This window comes from Marinobacter salinisoli (genome assembly GCF_017301335.1).
In the GTDB taxonomy this organism is placed as follows: Bacteria; Pseudomonadota; Gammaproteobacteria; order Pseudomonadales; family Oleiphilaceae; genus Marinobacter; species Marinobacter salinisoli.
Genome location: NZ_CP071247.1, coordinates 2,584,510 through 2,601,395, shown reverse-complemented (window position 1 = coordinate 2,601,395; position 16,886 = coordinate 2,584,510). Strand labels below are relative to the sequence as shown.

Here is a 16,886-nt window from a genome sequence, read left to right as displayed (position 1 = left end):
TTACTCTGCGACGTCCAGCTTTGCGATCTCTTCCAGGGTGCTGTAATCGCACTCCTTCTGGGCGATAAAACTGTTGGCCGAATCGGTCAGTATGTTGTCGTCGCGCATGAACCGGCGCCCCAGCAGAACGGGGTAAGAGAAGTTACTGCGATCGGTCAGAGAGAACTGAGTCTCGTGTACGGTGCCGGCAATGCAAAACTCCATCTTGACCACGTGACGGCGCTGGGAATCAGCCCCTTTCCGCTTGATGCGGATGGTTCGGTGAATCGGGCGCTCAAACTCGAGCACCACTTCATCATGATCAACCTCGCCTTCGGTTGGCTGATCCTCGTGGTCCCCCAGCGGGAGCTGAAACCGAACCCACTCTTCGCCGCCGCGGGTGAATTCTTCAACGTTTGTGGCGTGAAGGGATGAAGTCTTGGCACCGGTGTCTAGGCGCGCTTTCAGCCTCAACATGGTGTCGTTCATGACTACCCACTCAACAAACCCAAGAGTTTCCGGAACGCGATCTGACGGCTGCTTGCTTTCCTCGGCGTGTACATACGCCACTGGGGCCAGCCCCAGAAGCAAAGATGACAGTAAAGCCAGAATCTTCATTCAAAATCTCCTGCAACACATTGTAGTTCAGGGAAAAATTTAAGAAATCTCGACTCCAGTTCCATCTCGTTTGCCTTGATTTCTTCAATTATGCCACTGAACCGGTTCGGGAAACGTATACGTTGCGAAATCCGATCCAGTGCAAAACCTATCTGATCCAGATCCTGGTAGGCGCCAAACCAGTCTTGACCCACCATGCGCCGAGTAACCCTGACCATCGGTTCCGGCATCAGATCTTCGTGTTCTTCCAGTTCACGGTACATCCTGGCAATAAAGCTATCAGGGTCTTCCTCACTGAAAGATTGCCAGTGTCTTAACAGAAAGTGATCGTACAGTACATCCAGAGCGATCCCGGCGAATCGCCGCCGGGCCGACGAAAAACACCGCTTGCTTGCCAGTACATCGGCGTGCCCGTCGGTGTAGGCGTCCACCCTCCGGTGATGACGAACTCCCAGGAGCACGTCATCCGGTAGGCGATCAATCGCCACTCCCTGCGTGAAATCACCGAGCACGCTTCCCACTCTCGCCTTGGGCGAATCCGGAGCCAGAAACAAATGGGCCAGGTGATTCACGCGTTCTCCATGCTTGCGGTTCGGGCGTTAGAAGCTGAACTGAACCCCAAGCCCCAGACCGTCTACCGTCAGATCGTTATCGTCATAATAACGCATGTATTCCAGGTTTCCGGATACGTAAGAGGCGAAGTCAACATTCAGGCCAATACCGTAGGAAATATCGCTCTCATCCTCGGTAAAGGTTCCCAGCACCGAATCCGCCTCCACTTCCACCCGGGTAAAGCCCAGCGCAGCGTAGGGCGTGAGCGGCGACTCATTGGCCATCTGAAAGGTCGCATAGGCGCCATAGAAGTTGTCGAGGGAATAGTCCGCCAGGCCAATCCGGTCGTCATCCACACCAAATCCCGCCCTGGCCTCAAAGCCAATGAACGGCGTAACCATGACGCCCCCCTTGGCCGATAGCGTAGCTACATCCGCCTCCCCGGGGCCGACATCAAGATTCACGAAGGTGTAGTTGAGCCCGGCGAAGGCACCACCGCCACCGGATTTATAAATGTCCTGGGCTTGCGCCTGGGTGGTGAGCAGGCCAGCAGCCAATGCTGCAGCCAAGTAGCGAAAATTCTTCATGGCGTAGTCTCCTTACGCGGGGTATGTACTGCCGATACCGTAAATTGCACCAAGCCCGGCAGGAATTCCAGCACTGACAACGTCATAAATCCTGAACTAAACGTCATTTAATGAGAGGTTTATCACCCGAACCCGGCGCCACTTCCTTGCGGATAGCGGCACCCGCAGGTATTCTGACGCCGTCTCTCGTTGCAGCTGGCTTGAGCATTCCTTGAAAAACCTTAATCCCGTTATCTTTATTCTCAGCGTCATGTTCGTGCTGCTCAGCATTTTCATGACCTTTCCGGTATTGCTGCTGTTCGGGTCCAACGCGCCGAATGCGTACGCATTTGTCGAGTCCGCGGCCATCGTCTGTGGCCTTGGGATTCTGGGGATACTCGCCACCTATCGACAACCCAGGGACTTGAAGCCCAGGTACATGTTCGTCCTGACGGTCTCCAGCTGGTTTATCATCGCGCTGTTCTCGTCGCTGCCCTTCTACCTGAGTGATAACGACATTTCGGCGGCCGATTCCTTTTTCGAAGGTACTTCCGGTATCACCACCACCGGTGCCACGGTATTCAGCGGCCTGGATACCATGGACCGGGATCTGCTCCTGTGGCGTTCGATCCTGCAGTGGATTGGCGGGATCGGCATCATCGGCATGTTCGTTGCCGTTCTTCCACTGTTGCGGGTTGGTGGTATGCGCTTGTTTGCCACCGAGTCTTCCGAGTGGACGGACAAAGCGTTGCCGCGAATGAAGACGCTGAGCCGGGGCCTGCTGTTTGTCTATGTGCTTTTTTCAGTCATTGCCGTCCTCGCCTACTGGGCGTCGGGCATGACATTGTTCGATGCCTTCAATCATGGTGTCACCAGTATTGCCACCGGTGGTTTTTCAACCTCGGATCAGTCTATGGGTAAGTTCAATGACCTTATCCTGATGGAGGCAACACTGTTTATGATTATCGGCAGCCTGCCCTTCTTCCTGTTCGTGCGAGAACTGCACGGGCAGCGAGGGGTGCTGTTCCGGGATCAGCAAGTTCGCCTGTTCCTGACCATCTTGCTGGTGGTTCCCCTTGGCATGACCCTGTATCGCTGGGCCGTATCCCCGGTTCCGTTCGACCCGATTCATAACTACGCTGCCACCCTGTTTAACGTGACGTCTATCGTCACCACCACCGGCTATGCGTCGGAAGATTACTCCGCCTGGGGGCCGCTGGCGTTTGTTCTTTTCTTCTTCCTGATGTTCGTTGGCGGGTGTTCCGGCTCCACCGCCGGCGGCATGAAAATCTTCCGCTTCCAGCTGTCTCTGATCGTGCTGCGGGAGCAGTTCATGCGCCTGCTACACCCTCGCGCGGTGCTCACCCGAAACTACAACGGGCGAACGGTGAGTGACGAAATTATCTCGTCCATGATCGCGTATACGTTTATTTTCCTGTTATGCCTTCTGCTGATTACCGTCGCACTGGCGGCCATGCAGCTGGACTTCGTTACCGCCTTGTCTGGCGCGCTCTCTTCGCTCACGAATGTGGGTCCGGGTCTTGGCGACATCATCGGGCCGGCCGGAAACTTCGGCCCCCTGCCGGACGCGGCCAAGTGGGTGTTGGCCGTGGGGATGCTGATGGGGCGCCTGGAAATCCTGAGCGTGATTATCGTGCTGTCACCAACCTTCTGGCGCAGCTGACGCTGGCGCTATCAAGCCGCCATCCCAGCCGGGGCGCGGGCGACAGGCTTAGCGCAGCTTCTGGCGAAGTACGGAGAAATAGGCGCTGGGCATATAGTGCTGTTGTAGCCAGTTCAACAGATAGGAAATGGTGAAGGCGTCGTTGCCACTACCCTCGAATTTTACGCCCAACCCGTTATCGGTTCGGCGGACCACCCGGGCCACCAGCTTGCGGAAATGCCGCTCGTTTCGCTTGGGAAACCGGAACTCCAGTTCCAGTGTTTCGTCAATTTGGGCACCAGCGTAATCCGTCGCCAGAAAAAGGCCACTCTTAGAGGCGTCTCGAATCTGTCCGGTTGCTACGGGCATACCCCGCTTGTACAACAAAGACCCGAGCTTGCCCGGTACACGCTTACTGATCCGGTGCTCCATGTGTTCCCCCTGTGTTTTGAGCAAATAGCGCTTGGATCGCTATTTTTGTAGGCACGGTCTTCCGGCCACTTATTCGCACAGCCCAATACTGGTCAAAAAACACACATCAGTCATCTTAATCTTCGTTAAAGTGGCTGCCAAGCATTTTGATAGTCGCCTCGCTTGCAAGGGGGATCAACGAGGCGGCCAGCAGCAATTAGGACATCAGCGCATGCCGCCGAATGAAGCGCCCGATATCCAGCACTTCTTCCAGGCAGACACTGTGTTCCATCGGAAAGGTTTTATATTCCGGGTCGAAGCCCATGGACTTCAGACTTTCGACGGTACGCACGCCCAGCGATTCCGGGACCACCGGATCAAAGGTTCCGTGATAGACGCTGATAGGCATGCCGGTGTTGGCCGCAGGCACTTCGATGGTGTCCACCGTGGCGAAATAGGTCGAGAGGCCGATGACCCCAGCAAGCCGCTCGGGATAGGTCAGTGCCAGCTGGTAGGCCACCGCCCCACCCTGGGAAAACCCCGCAATAATAATTTTTTCGGGTGGTATGCCCCGCTCGATTTCACGTGTCACGAACTCGGCAATGGCCTCCGCGGAGGCAACCAGTTGTTCGGTGTCGATCACGCGGTCAATATCCATCGCCTTGATGTCATACCAGGCCGGCATCACCATGCCACCATTAATGGTGACCGGAATTTCCGGCGCATGCGGAAAGATAAACCGAACCGCCGCATGTTCTGGCAGCCCCAGCTCCGGAATGACGGGCTCGAAGTCATGCCCGCTGGCTCCAAGACCGTGCAGCCAGATGACTGCGGCAGTGGGCTCCGGAGCCGTTTCGATTTCAAGATACTCAAGACTGGCCATGTAACATCTCCTGTCAGCTTGGTTGTTCCGCCTGGTTAGACCGATTCTGCCGGTTCGGATGCTGCCACCAGCGCCTTGGACACCGGGTTCGCGTACATGTCCAGAAGATAGGGCTGTATGGCCGGTGCTGCCGCCTCAATCCGGCGCTCCATCTCGGCTTCAGCGGCCTCCAGGTCCGCCGGCGACCACGCCTCCGCGGTGACCACCTCTTCGCTGACCGTGCCCGGCGTATCGTGCGTCTGCGGGTGAATGCCCCGCTTCTGGTAGGCCACCAGGTTGGACGGGTGCAGGTGATAATTGGCATGCATCTCCCGATCGATACGGGCCGCGAGCTCTTTCGGAGTGTCCGGGGCGTCGTGAATCGGGCTGCCAAAATGGACATGCACATGCCCCTTGTAGCCAGTCAACCCCTTCATGATCTGATCGGTATCCTCACCTTCCGCCTTGGTATAGCTGCCGGTTCTGGCCTGAATTTCGAGGGTGCGTGCCTTGTCAGCATCGCATGGATCGTATTCGTAGGCGATCGACACCGGAACCATATGAAGTCGGTTCATCGCTTCGGCAAAACCCAGACCGCTTTTTTTCCGGCTCATATAAAACATCTTGATGATTGCCGGGTCAGTCAGGTCCAGGCCATCTTTGGCACGCCCCTCGCGCTGGGCAATCCAGATGCTGTGGTTGGTGTCTATGCTGTGATTGATGAAGCCCGACAAGGTCAGGTAGGCGTCTCTCATTTCCCGGGGGCTGCTGATGCTGCGCCGCACCACAAAACTCTTGTTGAGCCGCATCATCTCGGCAAACACTCGGTTGGATAGCAGGTTGTCGCCGATGGCGATGCGAGTGGTGTGAAAGCCATTTTTGTACAGCAGGTAGTTCACAACCATTGGGTCAAAGACAATGTCCCGATGATTGGAAATAAACAGGTGGGCAGTGGTTTTGCTCAGATTATCAAGCCCACTCACGGTCACCCGGCTGGTGGTGCTGTGAACCAGCTCATCCACATACTTGGCCAGCGCGGCTTGCAGATCATCAACCCGGCGGAAGTGGCCAAAATGCCCGGCCAGCCAACGACGGGTAAATACCCTCAAAACGGCGGGTGCCCAGCGCGCGAACGTCGGAGCTTTGAACCGGCCAATCATATCCAGGAACCCCGAATCGTTGATCAGGCGCTGGATGGCGGGTCCGGTTTCTTCGTCAGAATACGGACGGATGGCGTCGAATTCCTGCATGCAAATCCTGTTCTTGTTAGTCACTGGCGAACGAGCTACTCGCGCGGCCCTGAGGACCGCTTAAAAGGCGCCGTATTGTAGCCTTTCTCAGGCAATTCTGTCTCTCTGTGAAGGTGCTCCTCAAGTCGATCAGGCGGAAATCTGGTATGATTCACCGCCGCCGGCACCCCCGGCGGTCCAAAGCGACGACTATTTATTTCCGGCAATTTGCCACATCAACGGTTACCTTATGCAAGCTCATTCCGCCTTTGAAGACCTCTCCACCGAGCGCCCATCAACAACAGCCCGGAAACCGGAAGATGTGCTTCGAGAGGTGTTTGGCTACCAGGCCTTCCGCCCCCTGCAAGGCGACATCATCAGCGAAGTGGTTGCCGGCAATGATGCTTTGGTGCTGATGCCCACCGGTGGTGGTAAATCACTGTGCTACCAGGTGCCCGCGCTGGTTCGCCCTGGCACTGCCATCGTGATTTCGCCGTTGATCGCCCTGATGCAGGATCAGGTTGCCGCTCTGGAGGAACTGGGTGTTAACGCGGCGTTTCTCAATTCCACCATGGATCTGGATCAGGCCCGCGCGACCGAACAGGCATTGCTGGCAGGCGAAATAGACCTGCTTTATTGCGCGCCAGAAAGATTGACCCAGCCGCGCACGCTGAACCTGTTGCACCGAATTTCGATCGCGCTGTTCGCCATCGATGAGGCCCATTGCGTGTCTCAGTGGGGCCACGACTTCCGCTCCGATTATCTGCAGCTCGGTTTGCTCGCCGCCGAGTTTCCGGCCGTACCGCGCATTGCGCTGACTGCAACGGCCGACGAACGCACGCGCCGTGAAATCGCAGAACGACTGTCCCTGACCGAGGCACGGCACTTCGTCAGTGGTTTTGATCGTCCGAACATTCAATACAGAATTGCACCAAAAACAAATGCGAACAAGCAGTTACTGGATTTTATAAAGGCGGAACATCAAGGTGATTGCGGGATTGTTTACTGCCTGTCCCGCAACAAAGTGGAGTCCACCGCCAGGCTGCTGGTGGGCAATGGCCACACCGCGCTGCCCTATCACGCCGGGTTATCCGCCGAAGAGCGGGCCCATCACCAGGAGCGCTTTCTGCGTGAGGATGGCGTGATTATTGTGGCAACCATCGCCTTTGGCATGGGCATCGACAAGCCCGACGTGCGCTTCGTGGCCCACCTCGATCTGCCCAAAAGCCTTGAAGCCTATTACCAGGAAACCGGAAGGGCCGGACGAGACGGCAAACCCTCAACCGCATGGATGGTGTACGGGCTTCAGGATGTGATCAAGCTACGACAGATGCTGGAAGCGTCCCAGGGCAATGACCAGTTCAAACGGATCGAGCGCCAGAAGCTGGACGCCATGCTGGGTCTATGCGAGGTCACCCGCTGCCGCCGCCAGGTTTTGCTGACCTACTTCGGCGATCAGCTGGAAACCCCCTGCGGAAATTGCGACACCTGCCTGAATCCTCCGGAGACCTGGGACGGCACCGTGGCCGTGCAAAAGGCGCTGTCCTGCGTCTACCGCACCGGGCAACGCTACGGCGTTAGTTATCTGATCGACGTTCTGCGCGGCAGTGACAACGAACGCCTGCGCCAGGCCGGGCATCACGCGATTTCCACCTTTGGCATCGGTACGGAACTGTCCGCAAACGAGTGGAAATCCGTTTTCCGGCAGCTTGTAGCGAATGGTTTTCTTCGTGCCGACCCGGAGGGTTTTGGCTCGTTGCAGCTGACGGAGCCCTGCCGCGCCTTGTTAAAAGGTGAGCAAACCATCCAGCTTCGCAAAGATCCGGCAGCCAGGAAGTCTCGCTCCCGGAGTTCGGGCTCCCGCCGCTCTGCCGCGCTGGACTCGGTGGCGGATCAGGCGGGCTGGGAGGCGTTGCGCGCCTGCAGGAAGGCCCTCGCCGATCAGCAGGGTGTGCCACCCTACGTGATTTTCCACGACGCCACCTTGCTGGAAATGCTGGAGCGTAAACCGGACTCGCTGGAGGCTATGGCGGAGGTTCAGGGGGTGGGCGCCGCGAAACTGCAAAAGTACGGCGCGCAGTTCCTCGAAACACTACAGCAGCTCTAAGGCCTCGACGCTCCTGACCCCGAGGGTCAGGGGCCTCGTTAGTCGGCCAGGCTGAAGCCTTTTTTCTTCACCCGATAATGGGCAATCGACGTAGCGACATGGTTGCCCTCCTCGTCATGCATATGCCCCTCGAGGGTAAACTTGGCTCGTCCCGTTGCGTCGGCGTCCGACAGGATTGAAACCAGAGTTTCAGGGGGCATTGAAAATTCCACTGTCACGTCCGAATTGCTCGGTTTGTGAAACTGCAGCGTCATTTCCTTCAGAATAGGCGTGTAGGCAGGGCCAAGGTCGAACAGCGTCAGAACGCCGCCGGGAATTTCCGCAACAAGAAAATAAGCGCCGGCATACAGGCTGCCGAAGTGGTTCTTGTTGCCCTTGAGTCGAATTTTTGCCCGCACATAACCCGGCCCCAACTCCACCACGCTGAACCGGTTGCGCGGCGCGAAGGGAATCAGGGTGCCAATCAGTCTGTTGACCGCCGCGTAACTGCTGGTTTTTCGGGCCCACGCAAGGGGGTTTGCCAGCGTGGCACTGGAATCCGTCTGCGTGATCCATTTCCCGGTGGTTTCGATAAACGAGTCGATTAACGCCATCGCGCTACTCCTGTGTTCTGGCGGCCATCGTCAGCCGTATCGAAGCAGAATAAGGCCATTGCGCCAGTCCGGCAACTGAATCAGCCAGCTGCCAACGCCGGAGCGCTGGCGCTGACGACGGTTCTGGGCGTCTCACACCCGGAAACGGGATACATTATCGGAAAGCGCGTCCCCAATGCTCTGAATCTGGCCGCTGTGGACGTCATTCTCACTGGCAGACTTCGAGGCTTCCTGACCCTGATCGGCAATGCGGGTGATCGACGCATTCAGCTCCTCGGTCACTGAGGTCTGCTCTTCCGAGGCGGTGGCTATCTGTGAGGTCATTTCATTGATGGAGGTAATTGACTCGGCAATTCGATTCAGCGCCTCCATGGCATCCTGAGCCTTCTCCATACTGACATTCGAGACCGCCGTTGACTCTTTCATCACGCTGACCGCGTTATCCGCGCCCTGCTGGAGCTTGCCGATCATATTGTTGATTTCTTCGGTACTGGTCTGAGTCCGCTGAGCCAGATTTCGAACCTCGTCCGCGACGACAGCAAAGCCGCGCCCGGCCTCGCCTGCCCGTGCAGCTTCGATGGCGGCGTTCAGAGCCAACAGGTTGGTTTGCTCGGCGATGCTTTCGATCACTTCCAGGACGGTGGTGATGGAAGAAACGTCCTGCCCCAGCGTGTTGATCACCTCGGCAGCCGAGGTGACTTCCCGCGCCAGTTTCTGCACTGCGTCGCGGGATGCCGCCACGGTTTCCAGCGAGGCCCGGCTATCGATATCGGCGTTGTTGGCCGCATCCGCCGTACGCAGCGCATTTTCGGCAATTTCACTCGCTGCCGCGGACATTTCGTTGATTGCAGTCGCCACCATATCCACCTCGGCCTGCTGCATTTCCACACTGGACCGGCTGTTACTGGCGGTCTCCCGCAGAGAGGCGACGTGCTGCTTGAGGTCCTCACTACCCTGCTGGACGTCCCGAACCACGGTCTGGATGTTCTCCACGAACCGGTTGAAACTGTCCGCCAGCTGCGCGAACTCATCCCGCCCGGCAACATCCAATCTCCGGGTCAGGTCTGCTTCTCCGGACGCGATGTCCGCCATGGCTTCGTTCAGCCGGCGAACCGGTACCAGTAATGCCCGGATACCCACATGAAGCACCAGCAGAGACACGATCAAACCAATGAGTGCCAGCGTGATGCCGGTAACCCGGGCTTCACGTACCGGAGCATGGATGCGATCGTCGTTCACAAAGATCCCCATGTACCACTCCACGCCCCGCGCGTCGGAGATCGGGAAAAAACGGGCATACCAGGCATCGCCATCGCGCTCGTAATGCACGGGGGTGCCATCCAGCTTGACGGTTTCGCCAACCAGGCTCCGGATTTGCTTGCCGACAAGCTCTCTTTTCGGGTGGTAGATGATCATCCCATCGGCACTGACAAGCCCCGCGTAACCGGCACCCGCAAGTGATACGGCTTCCAGCTTTTTATCCAGCGCCTTCAGGCTGATGTCAGCACCGGCCACACCGGTGTATTCGCCCCGCTTAACCGGTGCCAGGGTCGAGATAATGGTCTCCCGGGTGCTGGCATCCACGTAGGGTTCGGTGAAAGACGCTCTGCCCTCACGCTCGGCTTTCTTGTACCAGGGCCGGGTGCGGGGATCATAGCCATCAGGCAAGGCTGCGTTATCCTCGGCAGTCTTCATGAGCATGGCACCGTTGCCACGCCCAACGTATACATCCTTAAAGCCCCCGCCTGCCGTAAACGAGCTCAGTATGACCCGCGCCTCACTGTCGCTGCGCGATGATTCCAGCGCCTTTGCGGCCGCTTCGGTCAACGCCAGCCGGGTATTGAGCCAATCCGCCACACTGGCCGTACTCTCGGCGACAGAGTCTTCGATCAGGGTTTCAACGTAGGTTCCCGTGGTCTTTTGCAGGCGCCAGTCCGCAGAAAAAGTAAATGCCGCCATAATAAGGACGATAAGAACACCAAATGCGACGAGCAGCTTCTGGCCAAAGGTTAGATTCACAGCGGGTCCTCTCTGAGCTCAAGCAGTAATAATGATAAAGGGCGTGCTGTCAGTGATAGTACCTACGCCAGCCCCCGCGGTCGGTTGTGATTGCGATGCGCTGTGTATCGGTCTGTTAGGGGAAGTCTTTAGCCTTGTCTGTTAGTATTTTTTATCTGTAGCTAGATGCCCGCTTTTTTCATCACTTCACCGGACATGGGAGCTGTACCGTATGGCGCACGAAGAACTCCATCTCAATCTTCGCAACCTGGAGCTGGACGACTACGACCAGCTCCAGGAACTGATGGACAGCATCTATGACGACATCGGCGGTGCCTGGCCAAAAGACACCATCAAGGCACTGGTGGAACAATTTCCGGACGGCCAGATCTGCATCGAGGACAGCGGCCAGCTCATCGCTGTAGCTCTGACGGTGTGCGTGAAGTACGACCAGTTCAGCAACCCGCACACCTACGATGACCTGATCCTGAAGAACGAAAAAATCCTCCATAACGCGGGCGGCGACTCGCTCTATGGACTGGATGTATTCATTCACCCCGAGTACCGGGGATACCGGCTTGGCCGCCGGCTGTACGAAGCCCGCAAGGAACTGTGCCGCTCCATGAACCTGCGAGCGATTCTCGCCGGTGGCCGGATTCCGAACTATTACAAGTATTCCGATCAGTACACCCCGGCGGAGTACATCCAGCGTGTCGACCGGAAGGAGATCTACGACCCCATCCTGACCTTCCAGCTGTCGAATGATTTCCAGGTTACCCGCCTGATGCACAAATACCTGCCGGAAGACCAAAAGTCCCTGGGTTATGCCACCCTCCTGGAATGGCGAAACATTCTCTATACGCCCCCTTCGGCGGTATTGAATGCGAAGAAAACCCAGGTTCGTCTCGGCGCGGTTCAATGGCAGATGCGGGAGTTCAATTCGGTCGAGGAGGTGCTCAAGCAGGTGGAGTACTTCGTCGATGCACTTTCGGACTACAAGAGTGATTTCGCAATCTTCCCGGAGTTTTTTAACGCACCGTTGATGGGACTGACCGATCAGATGGACCAGACCCGGGCGATTCGCTTCCTGGCCGGCTTTACCGACCAGTTCCGGGAGCAGATGTCGGAAATGGCGGTGAGCTACAACATCAACATCATCACCGGCTCCATGCCACTGCTGGAAAACGACCGGCTCTATAACGTGACCTACCTTTGCCACCGTGATGGCCGGGTGGATGAGCAGCGCAAAATTCATATCACGCCCCATGAACGCCGGGACTGGGTCATTGAAGGCGGCAATGATTTTCAGGTGTTTGAAACCGACGCCGGACGCGTGGCGATCATGATCTGCTACGACATTGAATTTCCCGAACTGGGGCGGATTGCGGCAGCTCAGGAAGTCGACATCATCATGGTACCCTTCTGGACTGACACCAAGAACGGGTACCTTCGCGTGCGCCAGTGCGCTCAGGCACGGGCGATCGAGAACGAGTGCTATGTGGTGATCACCGGCAGCGTGGGCAACCTGCCGAAAGTGGAAAACCTGGACGTCCAATACGCGCAGTCGTCCGTATTCTCACCGTCCGATTTTGCCTTCCCCCACGACGCGGTGATGGCGGAAACCACCCCGAATACGGAAATGATCATGTTCTCCGATATGGATCTGGAAAAACTGACTCTGGTACGCGCGGAAGGTTCAGTAACAAACCTGAAAGATCGCCGGACGGACTTGTACGAACTGCTGAAACGATAAAAAATCCGCATTGCCAATCCGCCTTCAGGTGATAAATTGCCTGAGGGCGGCTCGCTAGGCTACTGAAGATATTGTCAAACTCAGATTCAGTGTCTATGGTTTAATCAAGCTGACCCGGGTGCCCAGGCATTGGGCTGCAGTCGATAGGGATGTCATTAGAGAAATGTTTCCATGCGTGAACCGTTACCAGATCTCATCGCACGATTTCATATCAAGCAGAGCTTCTTCCGAAAGGAACTGGTTGAAGCGGGCGTCTATGACCTGGACGCCTATGGCTGTGTGATGAAGACCGACAAGATTTTCCAGCCCGGGGATACCATTGTTCTGGATCTGGTGATGGACATGCCGCTCAATGAAATACGGGCCGAAGGCATTACCGGGCTTATCACAGAGAAAACAAAGCACTGCAGCAATTTCTTTTATTCCATTGATTTCCCAGGAATTGGATCGGATAACAGCTCACCGACATCCGATAAACTCCGCCGCATTCGCGAAGTGGTGTTGAAAAAGCAATCTCTAAAATCCAGGCGCTCGCCCGGATCGGTCCCGGGCGCCCGCCAATCCGCCTAACTCTTCGTTATCGTCACATTCTCAGTTGCAAGGAGACTCTGCATGGGCAAGAAAGCCAAACCGAGTGTCGACAAGGTCGTCACCAAGGTTAACAAGGAATTCGAGAAAGCCTCATCCCAGATTGAAGGCCTGTTTAACGATGCGCTGAAGCAGTTCGATCATCTGCAGCAACAGGTTCAGGAACCGGTTCGAAAACTTCTGAAGGAGGTGGACGATCTGCGGGAACGAGAAATGAAGCGTTTCAACGATGAGTTTGAGCGCCGCATGGGTGAGTTCCGCGAATTGCAGGAATCCATACTGGACCGTTTGGGCGTTGCCGCCAAGTCCACGGAGAAAAAAGCCAAGCAAGCAAAAAAAGAGCTTGAGTCGAGCGCTAAAAAGGCCACCAAGCAGGCAAAAGCCAAGTCACCCGCCTCGCCCAAAAAGGCGACGCCCGCCAAGAAAAAGGCGACACCGAGCCCGCGAGCTTCCGCTAAACCGGCAAAAGCAACCGACAAGAGCGACCTGACAGCGATTAAAGGCATCGGCCCAGCCACAGCCAAAAAGATGAAAGATGCCGGCATCACCTCGATTGATCAGATCGCCAATCCCAGCGCGGCGGATCAGGAAAAGCTGGAGGCATTCTCCAGCGCAAAAGGGTTTGACCAGTTCAGCACTGAAGCCAAGAAACTGCTCTGATGCGAACGCCAGACCAGCCTGTCTTACGGGACATAGTCCTGGTAGGCGGAGGGCACAGCCACGTCGGTGTTCTGAAGCGGTTCGCGATGAACCCGGTACCCGGCGTTCGGCTGACTCTCATCTGCCGTGACACGCATACCCCCTACTCCGGAATGCTGCCTGGCTATGTGGCCGGGCACTACAGTTACGATGACGTGCACATCGATCTAAGCCGGCTCGCCGAGTTCGCCGGTGCCCGCTTCTATCGTGATGAAGCCATCGGTATCGATAGGGATCAGCAGCAGGTGCTGTGCCGGAGCCGGCCGAGCGTCCCCTACGACCTGTTATCAATCAACATTGGCTCCTCGCCCCGGGTTCACGATGTCGAGGGCGCAGCGGACTATGCGGTTCCTGTTAAACCCATCACTGGGTTCAACAACCGGTGGCTGTCTCTCCTGTCGCGGGTGGAAAGCCATGACGGGCCACTGACCGTTGCTGTCGTCGGTGCGGGAGCCGGAGGCGCCGAACTGACCCTGGCCATGCAGTTCCGCTTGCAAAAGGAATTGCGACAGCGAGGCAAAGATCCCGACGAATTACACTTCCACCTGTTCGACGCGTCTGACGAAATTTTGCCGACCCATAATCCCAAAGTGCGCGCTGTTTTCGAGCGCAAGCTTTCGGAGCGCGGCATCAAAACGCACCTCGGCTCACCCGTCCAGCGGCTTTCCGACGGCATCGTAATAACAGACGCGGGCGATACCCTTCAGGCCGACGAGGTATTGTGGGTGACTCGCGCGTCAGGCCCCGAATGGCTCGATAAGACCGGCATCAACCTGGATGACGGCCTCTTTATCCGCGTACGGGACACCCTGCAGACGGAGAACGACGACAATATCTTTGCGGTTGGCGATATTGCCAATGCGATCAACCATCCGAGGGAAAAAGCCGGCGTGTTCGCCGTGCGGCAAGGCCCGCCTCTGGCAGATAATCTCAGACGGATGGCGCTTGGAAAATCGCCCAAGCCTTTCAAGCCGCAGAAAAAGTGGCTGGCTTTGATCAGCACCGGCGACAAGTTCGCCGTCGCGTCACGGGGTGAGACGGAATTTCATGGTCGCCTGGTTTGGCGCTGGAAAGACTGGATCGACCGCAGGTTCATGAAGAAATTCAATGATCTGCCAAAAATGAAAGAAGACGCCAGTTTACCGGACACCTCGGCGGCGCAAACGCCTGAGGAAGCGACCCAGGCGATCTCTGCCGTCGCGATGAGATGCGGCGGGTGCGGGGCCAAGGTTGGCAGCACCGTGCTGTCACAGGCACTCGGGGAACTCCGCCCTATCGAGCGGGAGGATATAATTATCGGTCTGCACGCGCCGGATGACGCGGCCGTGCTTCGGGTGCCCCCCGGTAAGGCCGTCGTTCATACCGTCGATTTCTTCCGCGCCTTTATCGACGATCCCTATGTTTTCGGTCGAGTCGCCGCCAACCACAGCCTCGGCGATGTGTTTGCCATGGGTGCCGAGGCGCAGAGTGCCACCGCAGTGGCAACCGTTCCCTACGGCATCGAATCCAAAGTGCGGGACGTTGTGTTCCAGATGATGTCCGGAGCAGTTGAAGTTCTGAACGAAGCTGGCTGCGCCCTTGTTGGCGGGCATACCGGCGAAGGCAAGGAGTTGGCGCTCGGTTTCGCGGTAAACGGGCTGATTGATCCGGACAAAGTCATGAGCAAGGGCGGCCTGCAAGCCGGTGATGCGCTGATCCTGACCAAGCCGATCGGCACAGGAACCCTGTTCGCAGCCCATATGCGCCTGGCGGCCCGCGGCCGATGGATCGACAGCGCCCTTACATCGATGATGCACTCCAACAAAGTCGCCGCAGAATGCCTTCAGCGCTACGGCTCACGCGCGTGCACGGATGTCACCGGATTCGGGCTGCTTGGCCATCTGATCGAAATGACGCGCCCGTCCGGAGTGGATGCGGAACTCGATCTGTCGTCCATTCCCGTCTTGCCCGGTGCAGAGGAAACTGCAGCAGCGGGCATTCTCAGCTCGCTGCAGCCGGCCAACATTCGGTTGCGTCGGGGCATTCGGGATCAGGAAAAATGGGTCAATCACCCCCGGTATCCACTGGTTTTCGATCCACAGACCGCCGGCGGTCTCTTGGCCAGCGTAGCCGCAGATCAGGCAGAAGCATGCGTGCGGGAACTCCGTTCCCTGGGTTATCCGCATACAGCCATCATCGGCCGTGTGCTCCCGCAGGATCCCGAGGGCCCCATAGAGCCCATCAGGCTCCGGGAGTAAATTTGCTAGCCCTCATGTTCGGTCCGGCGCTGGATCGCAAGCTCCAGAGCTTGCGCCAGCCCGGCCTGCTCTCTCTCGGGGGTGAAACGCGGCGCTAGATTCGCTACCTGATGGGTCAATGTCGCGAGAAACGCAGGGTCACTTTCGACGCGAACCAAGAGTTCGGCCAACACAACTTCATCACCGGGCGGGAAATAGCCCTGGTAGCCATCGCCCAGCAGCCCCCGGTTACCGGGAATATCCGAAGCCAGAATGGGAAGCCCGGCCCGGCAGGCTTCTGACACAACGTTCGCGCCGCCTTCCATGATCGAACTGATCACCATTGCATGGGAGCTCTGAAGTAGTTGCGCCGTGCGTTCCCGATCCAGTTCACCGAGCCATTGAAACCGCTCATTCTCTGCCGTCTCATGCTCGGTTCGTGTTTGCCACTCTTTGTTGTGGGGTTTGCCGGCGCCAAGAATCCGAACCCGAGATTCAGGCGGAAGAAGTCGGGCTGCCCTGGCTGCGCGCAGAGAATCTTTCTCATCCCGGAGGTGGCCAATAACACAGACTCGGAATTCGCCCGAATCGGACTCCGGGCCAGTGCGCTCGAGAGTATCCGCCGACTGATAGACTGTTACCAATTTCGACCTGAACTCTTCTGGTATATCCTCGTACACGAGGTGGTGCAGCCCAATGAGCACATCAGCCGAAGCCATCGATGCCCGGGTTGGCAGTGGATATGCGTGCTGGTGATGGTAGATATCGGTTCCCGTGAGCACCACGATCAGGGGTGTCTCGGGCCAAGCCCGCCGAAACGACTGGATGGCATCATGGCTGCGCCAGGCGTGCAAGGCGATGAAAACATCACAGGGACCGCCTGAGTATTCGGTTACCGTGGTCACGCTGTGCCCCGCGTCTCCCAACAAGCGTGCCCAGCGCTCGGCCGTCGCCCTGTTACCAGAGCGCGAGCCGGGTGGTGCTGGCGTGATTATGATGATATCCATCAAACCCTCATCGAAAAGCCATTTTCAAGCCTATGATTTATTTGC

The 16,886-nt window shown here is 57.3% G+C and carries 15 protein-coding genes; 6 read left to right on the top strand and 9 right to left on the bottom strand.

Features of this window, described 5'->3' with window-relative positions; all coding sequences use genetic code 11:
- From LPB19_RS11800 to LPB19_RS11790, 3 genes are read right to left on the bottom strand one after another with little or no spacing between them, the layout of a single operon-like run.
- The gene (locus LPB19_RS11800; protein WP_206643099.1) at nt 1-597 is read right to left on the bottom strand and encodes an ATP-dependent zinc protease family protein; all 597 of its coding nucleotides are present in this window, start codon (nt 595-597) and stop codon (nt 1-3) included.
- Complete coding sequence (locus LPB19_RS11795; RefSeq protein WP_206643098.1) at nt 594-1,169, bottom strand: acyl carrier protein phosphodiesterase; 576 nt, start codon at nt 1,167-1,169, stop codon at nt 594-596. Before LPB19_RS11795 ends, LPB19_RS11800 begins: the two co-directional genes overlap by 4 nt.
- A gap of 27 nt (nt 1,170-1,196) precedes the next feature.
- Nucleotides 1,197-1,736: an outer membrane beta-barrel protein gene (locus tag LPB19_RS11790; protein ID WP_206643097.1), complete on the bottom strand. Its 540-nt coding sequence runs from the start codon at nt 1,734-1,736 to the stop codon at nt 1,197-1,199.
- Between the two features lie 250 nt (nt 1,737-1,986).
- Here LPB19_RS11790 and LPB19_RS11785 point away from each other — a divergent pair, with 250 nt between their 5' ends.
- Nucleotides 1,987-3,399 carry a TrkH family potassium uptake protein gene (locus tag LPB19_RS11785; protein ID WP_206645785.1) on the top strand — a complete coding sequence of 471 codons (1,413 nt, stop codon included), beginning with the start codon at nt 1,987-1,989 and terminating at the stop codon, nt 3,397-3,399.
- 48 nt (nt 3,400-3,447) lie between these two features.
- On the opposite strand, the gene LPB19_RS11780 is transcribed toward LPB19_RS11785, so the two are convergent.
- From LPB19_RS11780 to LPB19_RS11770, 3 genes are all read right to left on the bottom strand, one after another.
- Nucleotides 3,448-3,810 (bottom strand): PilZ domain-containing protein, encoded by a 363-nt coding sequence (locus LPB19_RS11780; protein ID WP_206643096.1) that lies wholly within the window; start codon nt 3,808-3,810, stop codon nt 3,448-3,450.
- A 196-nt stretch (nt 3,811-4,006) separates the two neighbouring features.
- Complete coding sequence (locus LPB19_RS11775) at nt 4,007-4,672, bottom strand: alpha/beta hydrolase (protein WP_206643095.1); 666 nt, start codon at nt 4,670-4,672, stop codon at nt 4,007-4,009.
- Between the two features lie 35 nt (nt 4,673-4,707).
- The gene (locus LPB19_RS11770) at nt 4,708-5,901 is read right to left on the bottom strand and encodes a lysophospholipid acyltransferase family protein (protein WP_206643094.1); all 1,194 of its coding nucleotides are present in this window, start codon (nt 5,899-5,901) and stop codon (nt 4,708-4,710) included.
- A 229-nt stretch (nt 5,902-6,130) separates the two neighbouring features.
- On the opposite strand from LPB19_RS11770, the gene recQ reads away from it, so the two are divergent.
- On the top strand, nt 6,131-7,987 hold the full coding sequence (gene recQ, locus LPB19_RS11765; RefSeq protein WP_206643093.1) for a DNA helicase RecQ: 1,857 nt from the start codon (nt 6,131-6,133) through the stop codon (nt 7,985-7,987).
- Nucleotides 7,988-8,025: 38 nt separating this feature from the next.
- Here the strand turns inward: recQ and LPB19_RS11760 are convergent, their stop codons facing one another.
- Complete coding sequence (locus LPB19_RS11760; protein WP_206643092.1) at nt 8,026-8,580, bottom strand: PaaI family thioesterase; 555 nt, start codon at nt 8,578-8,580, stop codon at nt 8,026-8,028.
- Between the two features lie 132 nt (nt 8,581-8,712).
- Nucleotides 8,713-10,599: a methyl-accepting chemotaxis protein gene (locus LPB19_RS11755; protein ID WP_206643091.1), complete on the bottom strand. Its 1,887-nt coding sequence runs from the start codon at nt 10,597-10,599 to the stop codon at nt 8,713-8,715.
- Between the two features lie 211 nt (nt 10,600-10,810).
- Between LPB19_RS11755 and LPB19_RS11750 the strand changes: the two genes are divergently transcribed.
- From LPB19_RS11750 to selD, 4 genes are all read left to right on the top strand, one after another.
- Nucleotides 10,811-12,331, top strand: coding sequence for a bifunctional GNAT family N-acetyltransferase/carbon-nitrogen hydrolase family protein (locus tag LPB19_RS11750; RefSeq protein WP_206643090.1), 1,521 nt, complete (start codon nt 10,811-10,813; stop codon nt 12,329-12,331).
- A 171-nt stretch (nt 12,332-12,502) separates the two neighbouring features.
- Nucleotides 12,503-12,901, top strand: coding sequence for a hypothetical protein (locus LPB19_RS11745; protein WP_206643089.1), 399 nt, complete (start codon nt 12,503-12,505; stop codon nt 12,899-12,901).
- A gap of 42 nt (nt 12,902-12,943) precedes the next feature.
- Nucleotides 12,944-13,579 (top strand): helix-hairpin-helix domain-containing protein, encoded by a 636-nt coding sequence (locus LPB19_RS11740; RefSeq protein WP_206643088.1) that lies wholly within the window; start codon nt 12,944-12,946, stop codon nt 13,577-13,579.
- Nucleotides 13,579-15,855, top strand: a complete 2,277-nt coding sequence (selD, locus tag LPB19_RS11735; protein WP_206643087.1) for a selenide, water dikinase SelD — start codon at nt 13,579-13,581, stop codon at nt 15,853-15,855. The genes LPB19_RS11740 and selD overlap by 1 nt, the downstream gene beginning before the upstream one ends.
- 5 nt (nt 15,856-15,860) lie before the next feature.
- Here selD and senB read toward each other — a convergent pair whose 3' ends face one another.
- Nucleotides 15,861-16,841 carry a selenoneine biosynthesis selenosugar synthase SenB gene (senB, locus tag LPB19_RS11730; RefSeq protein WP_206643086.1) on the bottom strand — a complete coding sequence of 327 codons (981 nt, stop codon included), beginning with the start codon at nt 16,839-16,841 and terminating at the stop codon, nt 15,861-15,863.
- Nucleotides 16,842-16,886 lie beyond the last annotated feature (45 nt).

Bases quoted from the DNA above. Each gene is read 5' to 3' on its own strand.
- LPB19_RS11800 (WP_206643099.1), bottom strand. From the start codon at position 597: ATGAAGATTCTGGCTTTACTGTCATCTTTGCTTCTGGGGCTGGCCCCA.
- LPB19_RS11790 (WP_206643097.1), bottom strand. From the start codon at position 1,736: ATGAAGAATTTTCGCTACTTGGCTGCAGCATTGGCTGCTGGCCTGCTC.
- LPB19_RS11785 (WP_206645785.1), top strand. From the start codon at position 1,987: ATGTTCGTGCTGCTCAGCATTTTCATGACCTTTCCGGTATTGCTGCTG.
- LPB19_RS11780 (WP_206643096.1), bottom strand. From the start codon at position 3,810: ATGGAGCACCGGATCAGTAAGCGTGTACCGGGCAAGCTCGGGTCTTTG.
- LPB19_RS11775 (WP_206643095.1), bottom strand. From the start codon at position 4,672: ATGGCCAGTCTTGAGTATCTTGAAATCGAAACGGCTCCGGAGCCCACT.
- LPB19_RS11770 (WP_206643094.1), bottom strand. From the start codon at position 5,901: ATGCAGGAATTCGACGCCATCCGTCCGTATTCTGACGAAGAAACCGGA.
- recQ (WP_206643093.1), top strand. From the start codon at position 6,131: ATGCAAGCTCATTCCGCCTTTGAAGACCTCTCCACCGAGCGCCCATCA.
- LPB19_RS11760 (WP_206643092.1), bottom strand. From the start codon at position 8,580: ATGGCGTTAATCGACTCGTTTATCGAAACCACCGGGAAATGGATCACG.
- LPB19_RS11750 (WP_206643090.1), top strand. From the start codon at position 10,811: ATGGCGCACGAAGAACTCCATCTCAATCTTCGCAACCTGGAGCTGGAC.
- LPB19_RS11745 (WP_206643089.1), top strand. From the start codon at position 12,503: ATGCGTGAACCGTTACCAGATCTCATCGCACGATTTCATATCAAGCAG.
- LPB19_RS11740 (WP_206643088.1), top strand. From the start codon at position 12,944: ATGGGCAAGAAAGCCAAACCGAGTGTCGACAAGGTCGTCACCAAGGTT.
- selD (WP_206643087.1), top strand. From the start codon at position 13,579: ATGCGAACGCCAGACCAGCCTGTCTTACGGGACATAGTCCTGGTAGGC.
- senB (WP_206643086.1), bottom strand. From the start codon at position 16,841: ATGGATATCATCATAATCACGCCAGCACCACCCGGCTCGCGCTCTGGT.